Origin of the sequence: Kitasatospora sp. NPDC059795 (assembly GCF_042732175.1) — a bacterium.
GTDB lineage: Bacteria > Actinomycetota > Actinomycetes > Streptomycetales > Streptomycetaceae > Kitasatospora.
This window is the reverse complement of sequence record NZ_JBHWID010000006.1, coordinates 344,103-361,269: the sequence shown is the minus strand read 5'-3', so window position 1 is coordinate 361,269 and position 17,167 is coordinate 344,103. Positions and strand designations below refer to the sequence as shown.

The window sequence follows — 17,167 nt, the reverse complement described above, 5'->3', positions numbered from 1 at the left end:
TCCTACGGTCGGGCGCCCTCCGTCCCGCGCAGTGCCCCGCGCCGCTGCACACTGCCGGCGGCGGCGACGAGGGCGAGCACCACGCCCACGATCAGCGTCCCGTGCGCGACGTCCCCGAACGCTCCCACCGCCCAGGCTCCGACGCCCGTGCCCGCGTACATGGTGGAGGTGAGCCAGGCGCTGGAGGTGGCGCGGTGGGCGGGGGCGACGGTGCCGGCGAGGGTCTGCTGGTCGGTGACGAAGGCGCCGGAGGCGGTGAACCAGAGCAGGACGCCGAGCAGGGCGAGAACGATCCCGGGCCCGGCGACCGCGAGCGCGATCCCGGCGGCCAGCAGCACCGACCACACCGGGAGCAGCGGCAGCCGGCGGCCCGCCGCGCGGGCCTGGTCGCCGAGGCGTCCGCCGAGCAGCGAGCCCGCCACGCTGCCCGCGCCCACCAGCACGCCGATCAGGCCGAGCGCCTGCACGGAGAGGTCGAAGCGTTCGCCGAGCACCGCGCCGAGGAAGGTGTACGCGCCCAGGTTGGCCGCGTTGAAGGCGGTGTTGACCAGCAGCGCACGCCGCAGCGCGGGGTCCCGCCAGGCCGCCAGCACCGCCAGCGCCGAACCCCCGCCCGCGCCCCCGCCTGCGCCTGCGCCTGCGCCTGCGCCTGCGGGAGCGGCGGGCCGCGGCGCGACCTGCCGCAGCAGCACCGGCACGGCGGCGGCCGTGCCGACCGTCAGGGCCCAGAACGCCGCCCGCCAGCCCGCCGCGCCGGCCAGCAGTCCGCCGAGCGGGACGCCGATGACCTGGCCGGTGGAGAACAGGGCCATGCCGAGTCCGAGGGCCCGGCCGCGCACCGCGTCGGGGGCGGTTTCGGCGATGTGGGCCCAGATCGCGGGGCCGGCGGCCGCGGCGGCGAGTCCGGCGAGGGCGCGCGAGAGGACCAGCAGGGTGAGGTCGGTGGAGAGCGCGGCGGCGGCGTTGGAGAGGACGAACAGCACGGTGCCGGCGAGCAGCGTGCGGCGTCGTCCGAACCGGTCGCTGAGCAGGCCGAGGAAGGGCGCGCAGATCGCGTACACCAGGACGTACGCGGTGACGGTGGACGCCGCGGCGGCCTCGCTGACGTGGATCGAGTCGGCGATGGTCGGCAGCAGCGGCGAGACCAGGAAGGTCTCCGTCCCGAACAGGAACAGCAGGGCGAACACCCCGGCGTACCGCCACCGCCGGAACACCTCCTGCTCCGGTACGTCGGCGACGATCGGGGGAGAGTCGGACACGTCGCTCACGGCGACCACCACCTTGTCGGGCGGCGCGCGGCGCGTCCTCGGACCGGGGACGCCGTCGGCCGCGCGCAAGGGGGGCACGGGAGGTCCGATACGGCCATCCTCGGCAGCCGCCCGGGCCGCAACCAGACAGGCGTTCATCCTGTGACCGCCGCTCACACTCTGGTGGAGTGTCAGCGCGTGTGGAGTCGCGCCGGGGGGATAGAAGGGCGGCATGCGTGTTGTTCCGGAGTCGGTGGCGGCGGTGGTGCGTCGCGGTGCCAGGGATCCGTTCGTCGTGCAGACGGTGCGGGCCACGATAGCGGCGACGTTGGCGTACGTGGTGGCGACCTGGCTGAGCCGGGAGCCGGTGCCGTTGACGGCGCCGCTGACGGCGCTGCTGGTGGTCCAGGTGACGGTCTATTCGACGTTGAAGACCAGTGTGCGGCGGGTCAATTCGGTGGTGGTCGGGGTGCTGATCGCGATCGGGTTCTCGACGGTGGTGGGGCTGTCGTGGTGGAGCCTGGGCCTGATCATCCTGGCGTCGTTGACGGTGGGCCGGTTCGTGCGGGTGGACGAGTTCGTCCAGGAGGTCGCGATCAGCGCGATGCTGATCCTGGGCGTCTCGCAGGTCACTACGCAGGCGTGGGACCGGGTGCTGGAGACCCTGATCGGCGCGGTGGTCGGCCTGCTGTTCAATCTGGTGTTCGCGCCGCCGGTGTGGGTGGACACCGCCGGCGAGAAGATCGAGGACCTGGCCCGGCGGGCCCGGCACCTGCTGCTGGACCTCGCGGAGCAGCTGGGGCACGCGGTGCCGGTGGAGCGGGCGGCGGAGCGGCTGCACGAGGCCCGCCGGCTGGACCAGGCGATCGCGGAGGTGGACGGCGCGCTGCGGCAGGCCGAGGACAGTCTGCGGCTGAACCCGCGGATCAGCGAGGGCCTGCTGTCGCGGCTGGTGCTGCGCACCGGCCTGGACACGCTGGAGATCTGCGTGGTGGTGATCCGGGTGATCGCCCGTTCGCTGACCGACCTGGCCAAGCGCCGGGCCGCCGACGAGCGGCTGTTCCCGACGGAGGTCGCGGTGGCGCTGGAGGAGCTGTTCGCGCACATCGGCGGCGCGCTGGTGAGCTTCGCGGTGCTGGTCACCACCCAGGTCAGCCGCAACGCGGAGGAGGCCGAGCAGCGGTTGACGTCCGAGCTCGCCGCCGCCTGGACGTGCCGGGACAACGTCGCCCAGCTGCTCCTGCACCGCGTCCGACAGGACCCGCGGGCCTGGCAGTTGCACGGCGCCCTGCTCGCCGAGGTGGACCGGATCCTCGACGAGCTGGACCTCGAACACCGCTCCCGCCGCCTGATGGAGGAACTCGACCGCGCCTCCGTCGCCAACCGCGAACGCTTCTCCCGCTTCGCCGGCCTCCGCCGCCTCGCCCGCGGCGAGCGGCTGCGCCGCCCACGCCGCCGGCCGCACGACCGCCGGCCGGCCTGACCCGACGCCGCCGCCCGCCTCAGTTCCCGAGCCCGCGCCAGGTGGTGAGCACACCCGCCGCGACCGCCGTCAGCAGCGACCCGAGCACGGCCACCGCCAGGGTGGGCAGGTGCAGGTGCGGTCCGACCTGCGTGCCGGCCGCCTGGGACAGGCCGGACGCGGTGGCCGCGAGCGGCGGCAGGGCCGCCAGGAGGCCGAGCGCGGCGCCGAGGCCGACCGTCACGGCGGTCTCCCGGGCGGCCAGCGCGAGCAGTTGCCGCCGGGTGCCGCCGACGGTGGCGAGGACGGCGTGGTCGCGGCGGCGGGCGTGCGCGGCGGCGGCCGCGCCGTTGGCGGCGGCGAGGGCGCCGTACCCGGTGGCGACGGCGATCAGCAGCGCCGCGAGGGCGTCCGTCAGCCGGGCGTCGGTCGCGTAGTCGTCCAGGGCGTAGCGCTCCGCGTCGTGCACGGCGGTGCCGGGGACGGCGGTGGCCCGGGCGTCGGCGGGGACGAAGATGTCGTCGCCGAGGGCCGCCGGGTCGTGCGCCCGCACCTCTGCGCGGGACATCACGAACGCGCCCCGGGCCGGGTCGTCGGGCAGCACGTCGGCGATCCGCACCGGTACGGTCGCGCCGTCGGCGAGCCGTACGCCGTAGTCCTGTCCGGCCCGGACGCCGAGGCGCTGGGCCAGGGTGCGCCCGAGGACGGCCTGCCCGGGACGGTCCAGGGCGGGGTCGCGGGAGCCGAGGACGTCGATGGCGGTGGTGGCCCCGTCGGCGGCGCGGACGAACGCCCGCACCGGCAGCGCGGCCCGGCCGACCGGGTTGGCGGCGGCGGCCTCGTCGGTGGTGCCGGGGGTGCCGTCGTCGGTGACGATCCGCTGGCCGGCCAACTGCTGTGCCTGGCCTGCCGGGTAGGCCGCCCGCATGGTCTCTGCCGTGCCGCCGATCAGGACGGCGAAGCCGACGGCGGCGATCACGGGTGCGGCGACGGCGGCGGTGCGGCGGGCCGAGGCGGTCAGTTCGCCGCGCAGCAGCAGCGGCCAGGCGGGGCGCAGCCGCAGCAGCGGCCCGGTGGCGGCCCGGGCGAGCGCGCCGATCAGGACGGGCGCGAGCAGGGCGGCGGCGGTGATCAGGACGGCGGTGGCGGTGATCGAGGCGGTGACCCGGTCCTCGGCGGTCGCGGTGGCGGTGGCCACGGCGCAGGCCGCGCCGGCGGCGAGTGCGGCCAGTCCGCAGCCGAGCCGGAGCCGGCCGGTCCGGCGGTCTGCGTCGCGGCTCTCCAGCAGCGCGTCCATCGGGGCGACCCGGGCGGCGGAGCGGCCGGACGTCCGGGCGGCGAGCGCGCTCACCCCGACCCCGACGGCTGCGGCGAGCAGCGGCGGCCCGGCGCCGAACCGGACCGCGAGGTCGGGCGGTGCGGCGTCCAGCCGCAGCAGCAGCCGGGCGAGCAGCGGTGCCACGGCGAGGCCGAGCGCGCCGCCGGCGGCGGAGCCGAGCAGGCCGACGGCGGCGGCCTCGCCCAGCAGCATCCGGCGGATCCGCCGCGGGTCGGCGCCGATCAGCCGCAGCAGGCCGAGGTCGCGGCGGCGCAGCGCGGTGTGCAGGGCGAGCGTCGCGGCCACCACGAAGGCGGTGGTGAACAGGGCCAACAGGCCGACGGCGGCGAGCAGTTGGGTCGCGAGGAACCGGCGGTGCGCCAGGGGGCGCGGCTGGATCTCGGCCCGGCCGGCACCGGTGACCACCTCGGCCCGGCCGCCGACGGCCCGGCGGGCGGCGTCCGCGACCCCGGCGTCCGCGACGCCGGCGGGCCCGACCAGTCCGATCGCCCGGACGCCGGGGGCGCGGACGGCGGCGGTGCGGTCGTCGAACCAGTAGCCGGGCCCGTCGACGGTCCCGCTGACGGTGAACTCGGCCCGCCCGGCCGTCAGATTGACAGTGAGCCGGCCGCCGACGGGCACCCCGAGCGCCGCGGCGACGGCGACCTCGCCGGGCCCGGCGGGCGCGCGCCCGTCCCGCAGCCGGTAGCCGCCGAGAGCCGTCCCCGACCAGCCGTGCCCGGCCTCGGCGGCGTTCTCGTCGTCCACGGGACGCCCGTCCCGGAACGCCTGGGCGTAGAACGCCCGGTCGGCCACGGCCTCCCCGGGCACGGCCGCCGCCCGCAGCGCGGACATCAGCTCGACCGCTTCCCCTTCACTCCACGGCACCCGGTCGGCGGGGCTCCCGTCGAGATCGACCGCCCGCGGCGGCAGCACCAACGCCCCCGCGGCCGCCAGCCGTGGCTGCACGGCGGGCGCGGCGGCGTCCCGCACGGCGAGAACGGCGGTGATCAGCGCGGTCCCGACGACAACGGCGAGGAACGCCGCAAGGAACCCGGCCCAACGGGCCCGCAGTTCGGCGAGCACCAGCATCACGCCACCTCCGGTCGAACGACGCGGCGCCCGGGGGCCGGTCGGCTGCCGGCCGCGTCCCGCGCCGCGAGCGCGCCCGGCGGCAACTCGGAGCACCAGCAGTGCAGTTCGGCGCAGCTTCGCATCACGCCGCCTCCGTTCGCGCCGTCCGGGCCGTCCGGGCCGCGACGGTCGCGGCGTTTGCGGGGTGGCCGGGGGTGAGGGTGAGGATGTCGGCGAGGCGGCCGTCCTGGAGGAGGAGGACGGTGTCGGCGATCGCGGCGGCGGACGGGTCGTGGGTGACCATGACGGTGGTCTGTCCGTGGTCGTCGACCAGGGTGCGCAGCAGGCGCAGGACGTGGCGGCCGGCGGTGGTGTCGAGGGCGCCGGTGGGTTCGTCGGCGAAGAGGACGGCGGGGCGGGTGGCCAGGGCGCGGGCGAGGGCGACGCGTTGCTGCTGGCCGCCGGAGAGCCGGCCGGGGCGGTGGTGGGCGCGGTCGGCGAGGCCGACGGCGGCCAGGGCGTCCGCGACGTGCGCGGCGGGCAGTCGGCGGCGGGCGAACCGGGCGGGCAGTTCGACGTTCTGCGCGGCGGTCAGCGACTCGACCAGGTTGAACGCCTGGAACACGAAGCCGACGTGGTCGCGCCGCAGTTCGGTGCGCCGTCGCTCGTTCAGCGGTCCGAGGTCGTGGCCGGCGAGTTCGACCCGGCCGGAGGTGGGCCGGTCCAGGCCGGCCGCGCAGTGCAGGAGGGTGGATTTGCCGGACCCGGAGGGGCCCATGATCGCGGTGAGGGTGCCGGGCGGGAAGTCGACGGTGACGTCGTCCAGGGCGGTGACGGCGCGTTCCCCGGCGCCGTGCACCTTGGACACCGAGCGGAGTCTCACCGCAGCAGGCTGATGATCGGTCATAACGCCCATCCCACCGGCCGAGCGGGCCTCGGGGCACTGACCCGTGCACCACCTCGAAGGTAGTGCGGGCACTACTTCGCGCGGCACGGACGGGCACTATTGTCGCTCGGGTGCGTCCTCGAACGGCTTGGCAGGCGATGGCCCGGCGCCCGATGGCCTTCCTCGCCTCGGGGTGGCCCTGGCGTTCGTTGGCGTACCTGCTGAGCGGGGTGCCGGTCGGCGCGGCCGCCGTCGCGGTGCTGGCGGCGGGGCTGGTGGCGGGCGCGGTGCTGCTGGTGGTGCTGGTCGGGGTGGCGCCGCTGCTCGGGGTGGTGCTGTCGGCGACGGCGGTGGCGGCGGTGGAGCGGCGGCGGCTGCGGCTGGTCGATCTCGATCCGGCGCCGAGCCCGCACCGCGCGCCGGACGGCCCGGGCCTGCGGGCGTGGGCGGCGACCCGGCTGACCGAGCAGGCGACGTGGCGCGAGCTGGGGTTCGCGCTGCTCTCGGCGGCCGCCCTGTGGTGGCTGGACCTGCTGGTGCTGGCGTTCTCGTTCGGGTTTCCCGCGCTGTGCTTCGCCTCGACGGACGGCTCCACCTGGCCGTGGACGGTGTTCGGCGCGCTGGTGCTGCTCGCCTCCCCGTACACGGTGACGGCCTGGGCGGGCGCCCGGGCGGCCCTGGTGCGGGTGCTGCTGGCCCCGCGCGACCAGGAGCTGGGCGCGGCGCTGCGCGAGGTGCGGGCGTCCCGGTCCCGGCTGGTCGACGCCTTCGACGCCGAGCGGGTACGGATCGAACGCGACCTGCACGACGGCGCCCAGCAGCACCTGATCTCGCTCGGCATGACCCTCGGCCTGCTGGAGCTCGACCTGCCCGCCGACTCCCCGCTGCGCCCCGATCTCGCCCGCGCACAGCAGCAACTCGGCTCTGCGCACCGGGAATTGCGGGGTCTGGTCCGCGGCCTCAACCCGCCGGTGCTGGCCGACCACGGCCTGGCCGCGGCCGTCCGCGAGCAGGCCGGCCGCTTCCCGCTGCCGATCACCGTGGACCTCGACCTGCCGGCCCGGCTGCCCCGCCGGCTGGAGCTGCACCTGTACTACCTGCTGAGCGAGGCGCTGACCAACATCGCCCGGCACAGCGGCGCCCGGACCGCCGCCGTGCACGGCCGCCACCGCGCCGACCTGCTGGTCCTTGAGGTCACCGACGACGGGCGCGGCGGCGCCGACCCGGCCCTGGGCACCGGCCTGACGGGCCTGGCCGACCGACTGGCGGCCGTCGACGGCCGGCTGCGGGTCTCCAGCCCGCCCGGCGGCCCGACCCTGCTCCACGTGGAGGTTCCGTGCCGCTTCGAGTGATCGTCGCCGAGGACGCCGCACTGCTGCGCGAGGGCCTGGTCGGGCTGCTGCAGCGGTTCGGCCACCACGTCACGGCCGCCGTCGGCGACGCCACGGCCCTGCTGGCGGCCGTCCGCGCCGAGCCGCCGGAGCTGGTCGTCACCGACGTCCGGATGCCGCCGGCCGACGCCGACGACGGTCTGCGCGCGGCCGTCGAACTGCGCCGCGAGCACCCGGGGCTGCCGGTGGTGGTGCTCAGCCAGTACGTGGAGCAGTCGTACGCGATGCGGCTGCTCGACTCCGACCGGGGGCGCGCCGTCGGCTACCTGCTGAAGGAACGGGTCGGCGCGGTCGCCGACTTCATGGCCGCGCTGGAGCGGGTCGCGGCGGGCGGCACCGTGGTCGACCCGGAGGTCGTCCAGCAGCTGGTGCGGCTGCGGCACGACCCGTTGGAGCGGCTGAGCGCCCGCGAGCGGGAGGTGCTCGGCCTGATGGCGCAGGGCCGTTCCAACGCCAATCTGGCCGCCGAGCTGTTCATCAGCGACGCCGCGGTCAACAAGCACATCGGCAACATCTTCGCGAAGCTCGACCTGCCCGCCGACACCGACGGACACCGCCGGGTGCTGGCCGTGCTGCGCCACCTGGGGGCCTGACGGGCCGTCGGAGTGGGGGCGGCTCGACCGTTGGTGCGAAACGTCGTACCGGTGCGGAGTGTTGGGACGGCGGTCGGCGGGGGCCCGGTGACCCTCGTGGGGTGTCGGCGCGGTGCCGGCAGCTCCCGTCCACCCCTCCGGAGTTCCCCATGGCCTCAACCCTGGCCGGGCGACGCCTGCTTGCCCTGCGTGTCGGCGCCGTCGCCGGCGCCGTCGCGCTGCCGCTCGTCGCGTCCGCCCCGCCCGCGTCCGCCGCCCCCGGCGACAACGGCGACGTGAAGATCCACAGTACCGGTGTGCCGTTCAACGACCCTCGGGACGAGTCGAAGGTCTGCAAGTTCTACCTGGACGCCTTCAGCTTCGACACCGTCCAGCTGGTGTCCTGGGAGATCGACCTGCAGCCGGCCGGCACCAGGACCCTGTCGGGCAGCATCGTGCTGGCCGGCGGCACCGGTCACACCACCAACCTCTCGCTGGCGAACGGAAGTTACAAGCTGACCTGGAACTTCGTCGGGCAGACCGGCGAGGCCCGGCAGAAGGTCTTCACCCTCGACTGCGGCGCCGCCGCCGAGTCCGCCCGGCCGACCGCGCCGCCGCCCTCGCACCAGAACGGCGCGCAGTCCGGGCAGCAGAGCGGCTCCCCCGAGCACCAGGGCCACATGCCCAAGGGCGGGGTCGCGGCCGGTGCCGGCGGCGCCTCGCGCGGGCCGAACCCGGCGGAGATCGCCGTCGGCGGCGCGCTGCTCGCCGGGGGCGGATGGCTGGTGGCCCGCCGGCTGCGCCGCGCCCGCCGTTGACCGCACCCCGGCGGGCCCCCCGCCGCCGGCGGACCCGTGGCGCCGACCCGTTGACGGGCGGCGGCCCGGCCCGGGGCGGGCGCGTCCGGGGGCCGGGGGGGGGCGGCCGCGCGCCCCCCCCCCCCCCCCGGCCCCCCCCCCCCCCGGCCCCCCCCCCCCCCGCGCCGCCCCCCCCCCCCCCCCGGCCCCCCCCCCCCCCCCACGGCCGTGGCGCTGCTCTTCGGCGGCATGCTGGTGCGCGACGGCCTGTCCTCCGAGCACCCGCCGCCGCCCGCGGCGGCCCCGGCCGGGCCGCCGCGCCTCGCCGCACTCGCCCCCGACTCCCCCGCGCTGGACCCGTCCGCGCCGCAGCGGCTGCGCATCCCGTCGATCGCCGTGGACGCCACCTTCACCGACCTGGGCCTGGACACCCGCGGCGAGCTGGAGACCCCGCCCACCGAACGGGCGAACCTGGTCGGCTGGTACCGCGGCGGGGCCGCGCCCGGCGCCGACGGCACCGCCGTGGTGGTCGGGCACGCGGACGACCGGCGCGGGCCCGGCGTGCTGTACCGGCTCGGGCTGCTGCGTCCGGGCCTGGCCATCGCCGTCACCCGGGCGGACCGGCGGGTCGCCACCTTCACCGTCGACGCGGTGCGCTCCTACCCGAAGTCGTCGTTCCCGTCCGACGAGGTGTACGGCACGACCGGCCGCGCCGAACTGCGGGTGATCACCTGCGGCGGCCACTTCGACCGGAAGAACGGCTACGACTCCAACACCGTCGTGTACGCGCACCTGACGTCCAGCAGCGGGCCCGGCGGCGCTAGCGCTTGACGTCGCGCCGGGCCGCGCCGGCCGCGAACGCCGCGCCGAGCAGGGCCGCCGCGAGGGCGGCGACCAGCAGCGGGTTCGGCCCGTCCAGGTGGCCGTCGGTGCGGACGGCGCCCATGAAGTCGACCGGCCCGACCTGGTTGACCAGCAGGTACCACAGCGGCAGGTACAGCGCCTGGAACGGGCGGTGGCTGCGCACGACGGCGCCCAGCCCGAGCGCCAGCGCGGGGACGAACAGCGCCCCGGCGAGCCAGTGCGCGGCCCCGACGGCGTCGCCCCCGGCGAGCATCCGCAGCAGCGGGCCGAGGCCGGTGACCGCCGCCAGCAGCACGCCCGACACCCATTCGGCCAGCAGCCGCAGGCGCGGCGAGGGGTGCGCGGCGAGCAGTTCCTCCACGCCGTTCTCGACCTGCTGGGAGCCCAGCCGGGACCAGATCAGCACCGGCCACAGCCACACCGCGGGCAGCAGCAGCCCGATGGCCATCGGCAGCGGCACGGCGAGCGCGGCCACGCCCAGTGCGGCGGTGACGGCCCACCAGGTCCACGGCACGCCCTGCACCAGGATCCGGGCCTGCCCGGCGAGCAGCCGCCCGAACGCCCCCGCCCGGACCGGCGCGGTGCCCGGCAGCGCCCCGAACGAGGCACGCTGCGACGGCAGTTCGACGGCGGAGGCCTCGGCGGCCGGTTCGACGGCGGAGACGGCGGAGGCCTCGGCGGTCCCGGCAGTCGCGGCGGTGCGGCCGGGGTTGCGGGCCGGGTCGAAGCGGCCGAACCACAGCGCGGGCAGCACGGCCAGCGCGCCCGCGCACAGCACGACGGCCACTCGGCTCGCCAGGAAGCCGCCGGAGTACTGCGCGCCGTCCCAGCCGAAGGTGTGCAGCGGCTCCGTGACCTGGGTCAGCCCCAGGCTGAACCGGCCGTCGCCGAGCTGGAGTTGACGGCTGCGCAGGGCGTCGGCCATGGAGCTGGTGGCCTGCTGCACGCCGATCCCGCCGAGCGGGGCGTCCGGCGACTGGCCGCCGATCGCGAGCGCCAGCGACACCACGAACCACACCACGTTGCCGAAGCCGCCCCGCAGCGGCGGCACCGTCTCGAACAGCACGGCGGCCGCGGCGGTCAGCGCGACCAGCGGCAGCGCGATCACGGCGAACGGTCCGAACAGGGCCAGCGGATCGACGGCGCGGTCCTCGCCGCGGACGAGTTGCAGCGCCAGCGCGGTGCCGGCCAGCACGCCGAGCATCGAGCCCAGCACCAGCAGGTTGGCGAGGAACTTCACGGCCAGGTAGCTGCCGGTGCGCAGCGGGGTGGCGGCGAGGATCTCGCCGACCCGGCCGGCGGCGTCCCGGGCGATGCCGCCGCGCACCACCCAGAACCCGCCGACGGTGAGCCACAGCGCTCCGGCCAGGGCGGTCGCGGTGCCGACCCAGGCGCTGTTGTAGAAGCCCCGGTGGCCGCCGACGTCGATGATCACCCAGCGGCTGCCGGCGTCGGGCACGGCGAGCCAGCCGAGCGCGACGGCGGCCAGCAGCGTCACCGCGTACACGGGCCGTCGCACGCGGTCGCGGAAGTCCCCGGCGGCGAGCCGGACGAGGCCGCTCATCGCAGCGCCTCCTGCGGGGCGGGCGCGCCGTGCACGGCGGCCAGGTAGACGTCCTCCAGGTCCGGCGGCACGGGCACGGCGCCGTGGGCGGGCGGGTGTGCGGCCAGCACCCGCAGGCGGACGCCGTCGGCGGTGCGCACGGTGCGGCCGACCCGGTGGCGGGCCTGAAGGCCCGGCACCTCGGCCGGCGCGACGGTCAACTCCCAGACCCGGCCGTGGAGTTCGCGCAGCAGCTGGTCGGGGGTGCCGCGCCGCAGCAGCCGGCCGTGGGCGAGCACGGCGAGGTCGGCGGCGGTCGCTTCGACGTCGGAGACGATGTGGGTGGAGAGCAGCACGATCCGGTCGACGGCGAGTTCGCCGAGCAGGTTGCGCAGCCGCACCCGTTCCTCGGGGTCGAGTCCGGCGGTCGGCTCGTCGACCACCAGCACCCGGGGGTCGGCGAGCAGGGCCTGGGCGATGCCGACCCGGCGGAGCATGCCGCCGGAGTAGCCGCGCAGCGGGCGGCGGACGGCCTCGGTGAGGTTGACCAGTTCGATCAGCTGGTCGATCCGGGCCCGGGCGGAGCGGGCCGAGAGGCCCTTCGCCGCGGCCAGGTAGCCGAGGAACTCGCGGGAGGTCAGGTTCGGGTAGACGCCGAAGTCCTGTGGCAGGTAGCCGAGATCGTGCCGCACCCGGTCGGGCTTGGCGAGCGCGTCGCCGCCCCGGTAGCGGTAGCTGCCGCGGGTGGGGCGGGTGACGGTGGCGAGGATCCGCATCAGCGAGGACTTGCCGGCGCCGTTGGGTCCGAGCAGGCCGGTCAGTCCGGGGCGGAGGCTCAGCGTGAGGCCGTCCAGGGCGCGTTTGCCGCCGCGGTACTCCTTGCCGATGCCGTCGAGTTCGATGGTCAGGTCGGTCATGGTGGTGGTTCTCCGTGGTCGCGGGGCGGTCAGCCCTTGAGGTCGGTGGCCCGGCCGTCGCGGGTGACGGCGACGTTGCGGGGCACTTCGACGCGGAACCTGGCCTCGCAGTCGGCCAGCCCGGTGCATCCGGCGTGCAGGTCGAGGACGCCGTCGTCCAGCGTCCAGCTGAGCTTCTTGCTGCCGACCTGCGCGCCGGTGTCGAACCACCGGGTGACCTTGACGTCGGTCCGGTCGGCGGGGATCAGGTCGGTCGGGTTCCCGTGCGCCTTGACGTCCAGCGTGGTCCCGGAGAACGCGAAGGTCTGCTCCTCCGGTTTGGCCCCGGAGGCGTCGGCGCACCCCGTCAGCGGCAGCAGCGCGGCCACCGCGAGGGCAAGCAGGGCGGTCTTCTTCGGGCTCGGGGATCGTTTCACCGGTTCCTCCGGTCGGCTCGGTCGGTCACACGGCCGAGCCTCGCCGATCCGCCGCCGCCTGCCATCTGCCGTTCGGCAGATATCCGGGCCCGGGCGGGCCTGCTGCCCGTTTGGACTCGCGCGGGTCGCCCCTCCACCCTGACGCTGGAATGTGAAGGAGGCGTGAATCCATGATCACCGAACAACAGATCCGCTCCATGCTGCACCACCCCGTGCACGACGCCGAGGGCAACCGGATCGGCACCGCGGACCACCTCTTCCTCAACGACGAGACCGGCCGACCGGAGTGGGTCAGCGTGAAGACGGGACGGCTCGGAGGCGGGCAGTCCTTCGTACCGGTCAGGGACGCCCACATGGTCGGCGACCACCTCCAGGTCCCGTTCGCCAAGGACAAGGTCAAGGAGGCCCCGCACGTGATGGTGGACCGCGGCGGACACCTCTCCGAGCAGGAGGAACGCCGGCTGTACACCCACTACGGCATTTCCTGGGACGACGCGTGGAGGACCGCCAACGAGCCCGGCGAGGGCGGCTGGGCGCACCGCGACCGTGACCGCGACAGCGGCAGCGACAGCGGCAGCGACAGCGGCAGCGCGGAGAGTGCCGGCCGGGCCGAGCGGGCCGCGTCGGCGACCGGACGCGAGTCGCCCGCCGACATGTCCGGCGCCCGGATCACCGCCACCTCCGGGGAGAGCACGACCGGCGCCGCGGCCACCGGCATCCCGGACACCGGCGGCCCGGCGAGCGCCCGCGCGGGCGAGCGGACGACCGAGCGGACGACCGACCGCATGACCGACCGCACCGGCGACCGGGAGGCGCGGGACGACGTGATGACCCGCTCCGAGGAGCGGATGCGCGTCGGCGTCGAACGCTACGAGACCGGGCACGCCCGGCTGCGGAAGTACGTCGTCACGGAGGAGGAGCAGCAGACCGTGCCGATCCGGCACGAGGAGGTCCGCGTCGAACGCGAGCCGATCACCGAGGCGAACCGGACCTCGGCGATGTCCGGCGAGCCCATCGCGGAGGCCGAGTACGACGTCGTCCTGCACGCCGAGCGCCCGATCGTGCGCACCGAGGCCGTGCCGGTGGAGCGGGTCCGGCTGGTGACCGAGGAGCACGTCGAACAGCGGACGGTCACCGGCGAGGTCCGCAAGGAACGCATCGAGGCCGACATCCCCGACGCGGACGCGGACGCGTCCCGGCCGACGACCGGCGACGACGCACGCGGCACGGCCTGACCGCCCACCGCCCTGGCCGCGACCGGTCGGGCGGCCGCGGCCCCGTCCCCGTCCCCGTCCCCGTCCCCGACGGCGTCACGAGCCGTACCGGCCGTAGGAGTCGACGGTCCGCCTGCCGGGCGGCGCGCGGCGGCAGCGGCCGGGGCGGTCAGGGGGTCGGGTCCCAGAGGCCGCCGGCGTCTCCGCGTGCGAGGTGCTCGGCGTAGACCCCGACCTTCCAGGTGATGACGGCCCGGCACTCCTCCAGTTCCCGGATCCGGGCGTCCACGCGTTGCCGGTGCGCGTCGAGGAGGGCGAGCCGCTCCGCCTCGTTGCCGGGGCCGGAGCGCACCAGTTCGGCGAACCGCCGCAGCTCGGCCAGCGGCATCCCGGACTCCCGGAGCTTCACGCAGATCAGCAGCCACTCGACGTCGAACGCGCTGTACCGCCGCCGCCCGCCCGCGCTGCGCCCGACCGGCCCGACCAGCAGGCGTTCGCGCTCGTAGAACCGCAGCGTGTCGATGCTGAGCCCGGTCCGCTCGGCCACCTCGCCGATGCCGAGCCGCTCCGCGAGGGTGTCCGCCATGGCGGAGAGCCTAGGCCCTGCCGCGTCGGCGCACGTCGGACGGGTTTCGGCCGACGGGCGGCGGGAACGGCTGGCCCCGGAACGGGACTTGATCTGGACCTCGCTCCAGCTCGTAGCGTCCTCGGCATGAACCGATCCCCGCAGCAGCCTGTCAACTCTCCGTTTTCCGCCGCCAGTTCCGCGCAGGACGTGCTGGCCGGCCTCGACCTGTCCGGCACGCACGCCGTGGTGACCGGCGGCACCTCCGGGCTCGGCCGGGAGACCGTACGGGCGCTGGTCGCCGCCGGGGCGCGGGTGGTCGTTCCGGCCCGGCGGCCCGAGTCGGCGCCGGCCGGGTGCGAGGTGGTCCCGATGGATCTCGCCGATCTCGGGAGTGTGCGCGCCGCGGCCGCGCGGATCGCCGAACTGCTGCCGAGGATCGACCTGTTGATGGCCGTGGCCGGGGTGATGGCGACGCCCGGGCGGCGGGTCGGGCCGGGGTGGGAGAGCCAGTTGGCGGTGAACCACTTCGGGCACTTCGCGCTGGCCTGCGCGCTCTACCCGCTGCTCGCCGCCGCGCCGGACGGCGCGCGGGTCGTGGTCAACAGTTCGGCGGGCCACGCGTTGACCGAATTCCGTTGGCAGGACCCGCACTTCGGCGCCGGCTACGACAAGTGGCTGGCGTACGGCCAGGCCAAGACCGCCAACTCGCTGTTCGCGGTGCACCTCGACGCCCTCGCGCGGGCCGACGGCGTCCGGGCGTTCACGCTGCACCCGGGCCGGATCATCACCGGGCTGCAGCGGGAGATGACGCTCCGGGAGCAGGTCGAGCGCGGCTGGGTGGACGAGCGGGGCACGGTGATCGGCGCCGGGTTCAAGTCGCCGTCGCAGGGCGCCGCCACCGGACTGTGGGCGGCGACCTCGCCGCTGCTCGCCGGGCACGGCGGCCTGTACCTGGAGGACTGCGAGGTCGCCCGCCCCGCCGCCCCGGGGACGCCGATGGACGACGGCGGCGTGCACGCCCACGCCGTCGACCCGGAGGCGGCCGCCCGCCTGTGGGAGCTCTCCCTCGCCGCGACCGGCGCCCCGCCGCTCCCCCGTCCCGCTCCCTGAGGGAGGTCGGCCGGCCACTTCCTGACCTGCTGCACAGAGAGCCGTCCGGGCCCGCGCGTCATCCCTGGGGTTGACCCCGGTGCACGCGTGACAGCCCAGGTGAGAGATCGTTGGAGTTCACACGAACGAATCTTCCGGGCCGCCCCCGGACGACAGGAGGAGACTTCCATGATCTTCATCGCGGTGAAGTTCACCGTCCGCCCCGAGCGCAGCGAGGAGTGGCTGGACCTGGTCGCCGACTTCACGGCCGCGACCCGCAACGAGCCCGGCAACCTGTTCTTCGAGTGGTCGCGCAGCGTCGACGTGCCGCACCAGTTCGTGCTGCTGGAGGCCTTCGCCGACGACGAGGCCGGCTCGAAGCACGTCAACTCGGCGCACTTCAAGGACGCCATGGCCACGATGGCCGGCGCGGTCGCCACCACCCCGGAGATCGTCAACGTCAAGGTCCCCGGCAGCGGCTGGTCCGAGATGGCCGAGGTGCGCCCCACCAACTGACCGCACCCGGTCGCGGCGGACGCCCCCGGCAGGATCCGGACGACGAGGATTCGCGCCGGGAGCGCCCGGGACGGGCCGGTCACTGATCACCCGTGCGGGCTACAGCTTGGCGACCACGTCGAGCAGTCGGTCGATCTCCTCGTCGGTGTTGTAGTAGTGCGCGGAGGCGCGGACCACCTCGGTCGGTTTCTGCGACCGGTCGTCGAACTTCGCGCCGGCGGGCCGGGACAGCGAGGTGCTGACCGCGGCGGCCCGCAGGCCGTCCACCAGGTGCTGGGCGTCGCGGCCCTCCTTGGTGAAGGTGACGATGCCGCTGCGGACGGCGCCCCGGTCGCGCACCCGGACGCCGTCGAGTGCGGACAGCCCGGCGCGCAGGCGTTCGGCGAGGGTGTCGATCCGGGCGCGGATCGGGTCGAGGCCGAGGGCGAGGGCCTCGTCGACGGCCGCGCCGAGGCCGAGCAGGCCGGCGATGCTGCGCTCCCAGGTCTCGAAGCGGCGGGCGTCGGGGCGGATCTCGAAGGTGTCCGGGCCGGTCCAGGTGGCGGAGTGCAGGTCGAGCTGCGGCGGTTCGAGCTGTGTCACCAGCTCCCGGTCGACGTACAGGAAGCCGGTGCCGCGCGGCCCGCGCAGGTACTTGCGACCGGCGGCGGACAGCAGGTGGCAGCCGATCTCCCGGACGTCCAGCGGGAGTTGGCCGGCCGACTGGCAGGCGTCCAGCAGGTAGAGCGCGCCCGCCCGGCGGGCGAGCGCGCCGATCCCGGCGGCGGGCTGGACCAGGCCGTCGTACGTCGGCACGTGGTTGACGGCGATCAGTCGGACGCCGCCCTCGGCGAGCATCGCGGCGAGCGCGTCGAGGTCGACCTGCCCGTGCTCGTCGTCGGGGATCGGCTCCACCGACACGCCGTGGCGCTGCTTGGCCTGGAGGAACGCCAGTCCGTTGGACGGGTATTCGCTGCGCGAGGTGAGGATGCGGTCGCCGGGGCGGAACGCGATCGAGTAGAACGCCATGTCCCAGGCCCGGGTGGCGCCGTCCGTCAGCGCGATCTCCTCGGGGCGGGCGTTCAGCAGCCGGGCCACCGAGTCGTACACCCCCTCGGTCCGCTCGAACTCCCGGTCCTCGGCGGCGTATCCGCCGATCCGGGCCTCCAGCATCAGGTGGTCGACGACGGTGCGGGTGACGTGCTCGGTGTGCAGCGCCGAGCCCGCGTTGTCGAAGAACGCGCTCTCGCCGCAGCCGGGCGTCATCGCCCGCAGGTGCCTGATGTCCATCGTGCCCACTCCCTGTCCGTGCCC

At 75.8% G+C, this 17,167-nt stretch carries 16 protein-coding genes; 8 read left to right on the top strand and 8 right to left on the bottom strand.

What is annotated here, in order from left to right:
* Window positions 1–2: 2 nt before the first annotated feature.
* Window positions 3–1,268, bottom strand: a complete 1,266-nt coding sequence (locus ACFV4P_RS15535) for an MFS transporter (protein WP_380471285.1) — start codon at window positions 1,266–1,268, stop codon at window positions 3–5.
* Window positions 1,269–1,479: 211 nt separating this feature from the next.
* Between ACFV4P_RS15535 and ACFV4P_RS15530 the strand changes: the two genes are divergently transcribed.
* Window positions 1,480–2,730 (top strand): aromatic acid exporter family protein, encoded by a 1,251-nt coding sequence (locus ACFV4P_RS15530; RefSeq protein ID WP_380471283.1) that lies wholly within the window; start codon window positions 1,480–1,482, stop codon window positions 2,728–2,730.
* 19 nt (window positions 2,731–2,749) lie between these two features.
* Here ACFV4P_RS15530 and ACFV4P_RS15525 read toward each other — a convergent pair whose 3' ends face one another.
* The gene (locus tag ACFV4P_RS15525; RefSeq protein ID WP_380471281.1) at window positions 2,750–5,119 is read right to left on the bottom strand and encodes an FtsX-like permease family protein; all 2,370 of its coding nucleotides are present in this window, start codon (window positions 5,117–5,119) and stop codon (window positions 2,750–2,752) included.
* Between the two features lie 124 nt (window positions 5,120–5,243).
* Complete coding sequence (locus ACFV4P_RS15520) at window positions 5,244–6,008, bottom strand: ABC transporter ATP-binding protein (RefSeq protein WP_380471280.1); 765 nt, start codon at window positions 6,006–6,008, stop codon at window positions 5,244–5,246.
* Window positions 6,009–6,145: 137 nt separating this feature from the next.
* Here ACFV4P_RS15520 and ACFV4P_RS15515 point away from each other — a divergent pair, with 137 nt between their 5' ends.
* The 4 genes from ACFV4P_RS15515 (at window position 6,146) to ACFV4P_RS15500 (ending at window position 9,578) form a co-directional block, all read left to right on the top strand.
* Complete coding sequence (locus tag ACFV4P_RS15515; protein ID WP_380471436.1) at window positions 6,146–7,339, top strand: sensor histidine kinase; 1,194 nt, start codon at window positions 6,146–6,148, stop codon at window positions 7,337–7,339.
* Window positions 7,324–7,971 (top strand): response regulator, encoded by a 648-nt coding sequence (locus tag ACFV4P_RS15510; RefSeq protein WP_380471278.1) that lies wholly within the window; start codon window positions 7,324–7,326, stop codon window positions 7,969–7,971. The genes ACFV4P_RS15515 and ACFV4P_RS15510 overlap by 16 nt, the downstream gene beginning before the upstream one ends.
* Window positions 7,972–8,120: 149 nt before the next feature.
* Window positions 8,121–8,768, top strand: a complete 648-nt coding sequence (locus ACFV4P_RS15505; protein ID WP_380471276.1) for a hypothetical protein — start codon at window positions 8,121–8,123, stop codon at window positions 8,766–8,768.
* A 207-nt stretch (window positions 8,769–8,975) separates the two neighbouring features.
* On the top strand, window positions 8,976–9,578 hold the full coding sequence (locus tag ACFV4P_RS15500; protein ID WP_380471274.1) for a class F sortase: 603 nt from the start codon (window positions 8,976–8,978) through the stop codon (window positions 9,576–9,578).
* Here ACFV4P_RS15500 and ACFV4P_RS15495 read toward each other — a convergent pair.
* Genes ACFV4P_RS15495 through ACFV4P_RS15485 form a run of 3 tightly spaced genes read right to left on the bottom strand, consistent with a single transcriptional unit; the run spans window position 9,568 to window position 12,487 of the window.
* Window positions 9,568–11,175 carry a hypothetical protein gene (locus ACFV4P_RS15495; RefSeq protein ID WP_380471272.1) on the bottom strand — a complete coding sequence of 536 codons (1,608 nt, stop codon included), beginning with the start codon at window positions 11,173–11,175 and terminating at the stop codon, window positions 9,568–9,570. The genes ACFV4P_RS15500 and ACFV4P_RS15495 overlap by 11 nt on opposite strands.
* Complete coding sequence (locus ACFV4P_RS15490; protein WP_380471270.1) at window positions 11,172–12,071, bottom strand: ABC transporter ATP-binding protein; 900 nt, start codon at window positions 12,069–12,071, stop codon at window positions 11,172–11,174. Before ACFV4P_RS15490 ends, ACFV4P_RS15495 begins: the two co-directional genes overlap by 4 nt.
* A gap of 29 nt (window positions 12,072–12,100) precedes the next feature.
* Window positions 12,101–12,487, bottom strand: a complete 387-nt coding sequence (locus ACFV4P_RS15485) for a hypothetical protein (protein ID WP_380471268.1) — start codon at window positions 12,485–12,487, stop codon at window positions 12,101–12,103.
* A 170-nt stretch (window positions 12,488–12,657) separates the two neighbouring features.
* Here ACFV4P_RS15485 and ACFV4P_RS15480 point away from each other — a divergent pair, with 170 nt between their 5' ends.
* Window positions 12,658–13,722, top strand: a complete 1,065-nt coding sequence (locus tag ACFV4P_RS15480; protein ID WP_380471267.1) for a PRC and DUF2382 domain-containing protein — start codon at window positions 12,658–12,660, stop codon at window positions 13,720–13,722.
* 148 nt (window positions 13,723–13,870) lie between these two features.
* Here the strand turns inward: ACFV4P_RS15480 and ACFV4P_RS15475 are convergent, their stop codons facing one another.
* Window positions 13,871–14,287, bottom strand: a complete 417-nt coding sequence (locus ACFV4P_RS15475; protein WP_380471265.1) for a MerR family transcriptional regulator — start codon at window positions 14,285–14,287, stop codon at window positions 13,871–13,873.
* Between the two features lie 126 nt (window positions 14,288–14,413).
* Here ACFV4P_RS15475 and ACFV4P_RS15470 point away from each other — a divergent pair, with 126 nt between their 5' ends.
* Window positions 14,414–15,379 carry an oxidoreductase gene (locus tag ACFV4P_RS15470; RefSeq protein ID WP_380471263.1) on the top strand — a complete coding sequence of 322 codons (966 nt, stop codon included), beginning with the start codon at window positions 14,414–14,416 and terminating at the stop codon, window positions 15,377–15,379.
* A 168-nt stretch (window positions 15,380–15,547) separates the two neighbouring features.
* Entirely contained in the window at window positions 15,548–15,874 is a 327-nt protein-coding gene (locus ACFV4P_RS15465; protein ID WP_380471261.1) for a putative quinol monooxygenase, read from the top strand.
* Window positions 15,875–15,973: 99 nt separating this feature from the next.
* Here ACFV4P_RS15465 and ACFV4P_RS15460 read toward each other — a convergent pair whose 3' ends face one another.
* Entirely contained in the window at window positions 15,974–17,143 is a 1,170-nt protein-coding gene (locus tag ACFV4P_RS15460) for an aminotransferase class V-fold PLP-dependent enzyme (RefSeq protein ID WP_380471259.1), read from the bottom strand.
* Window positions 17,144–17,167 lie beyond the last annotated feature (24 nt).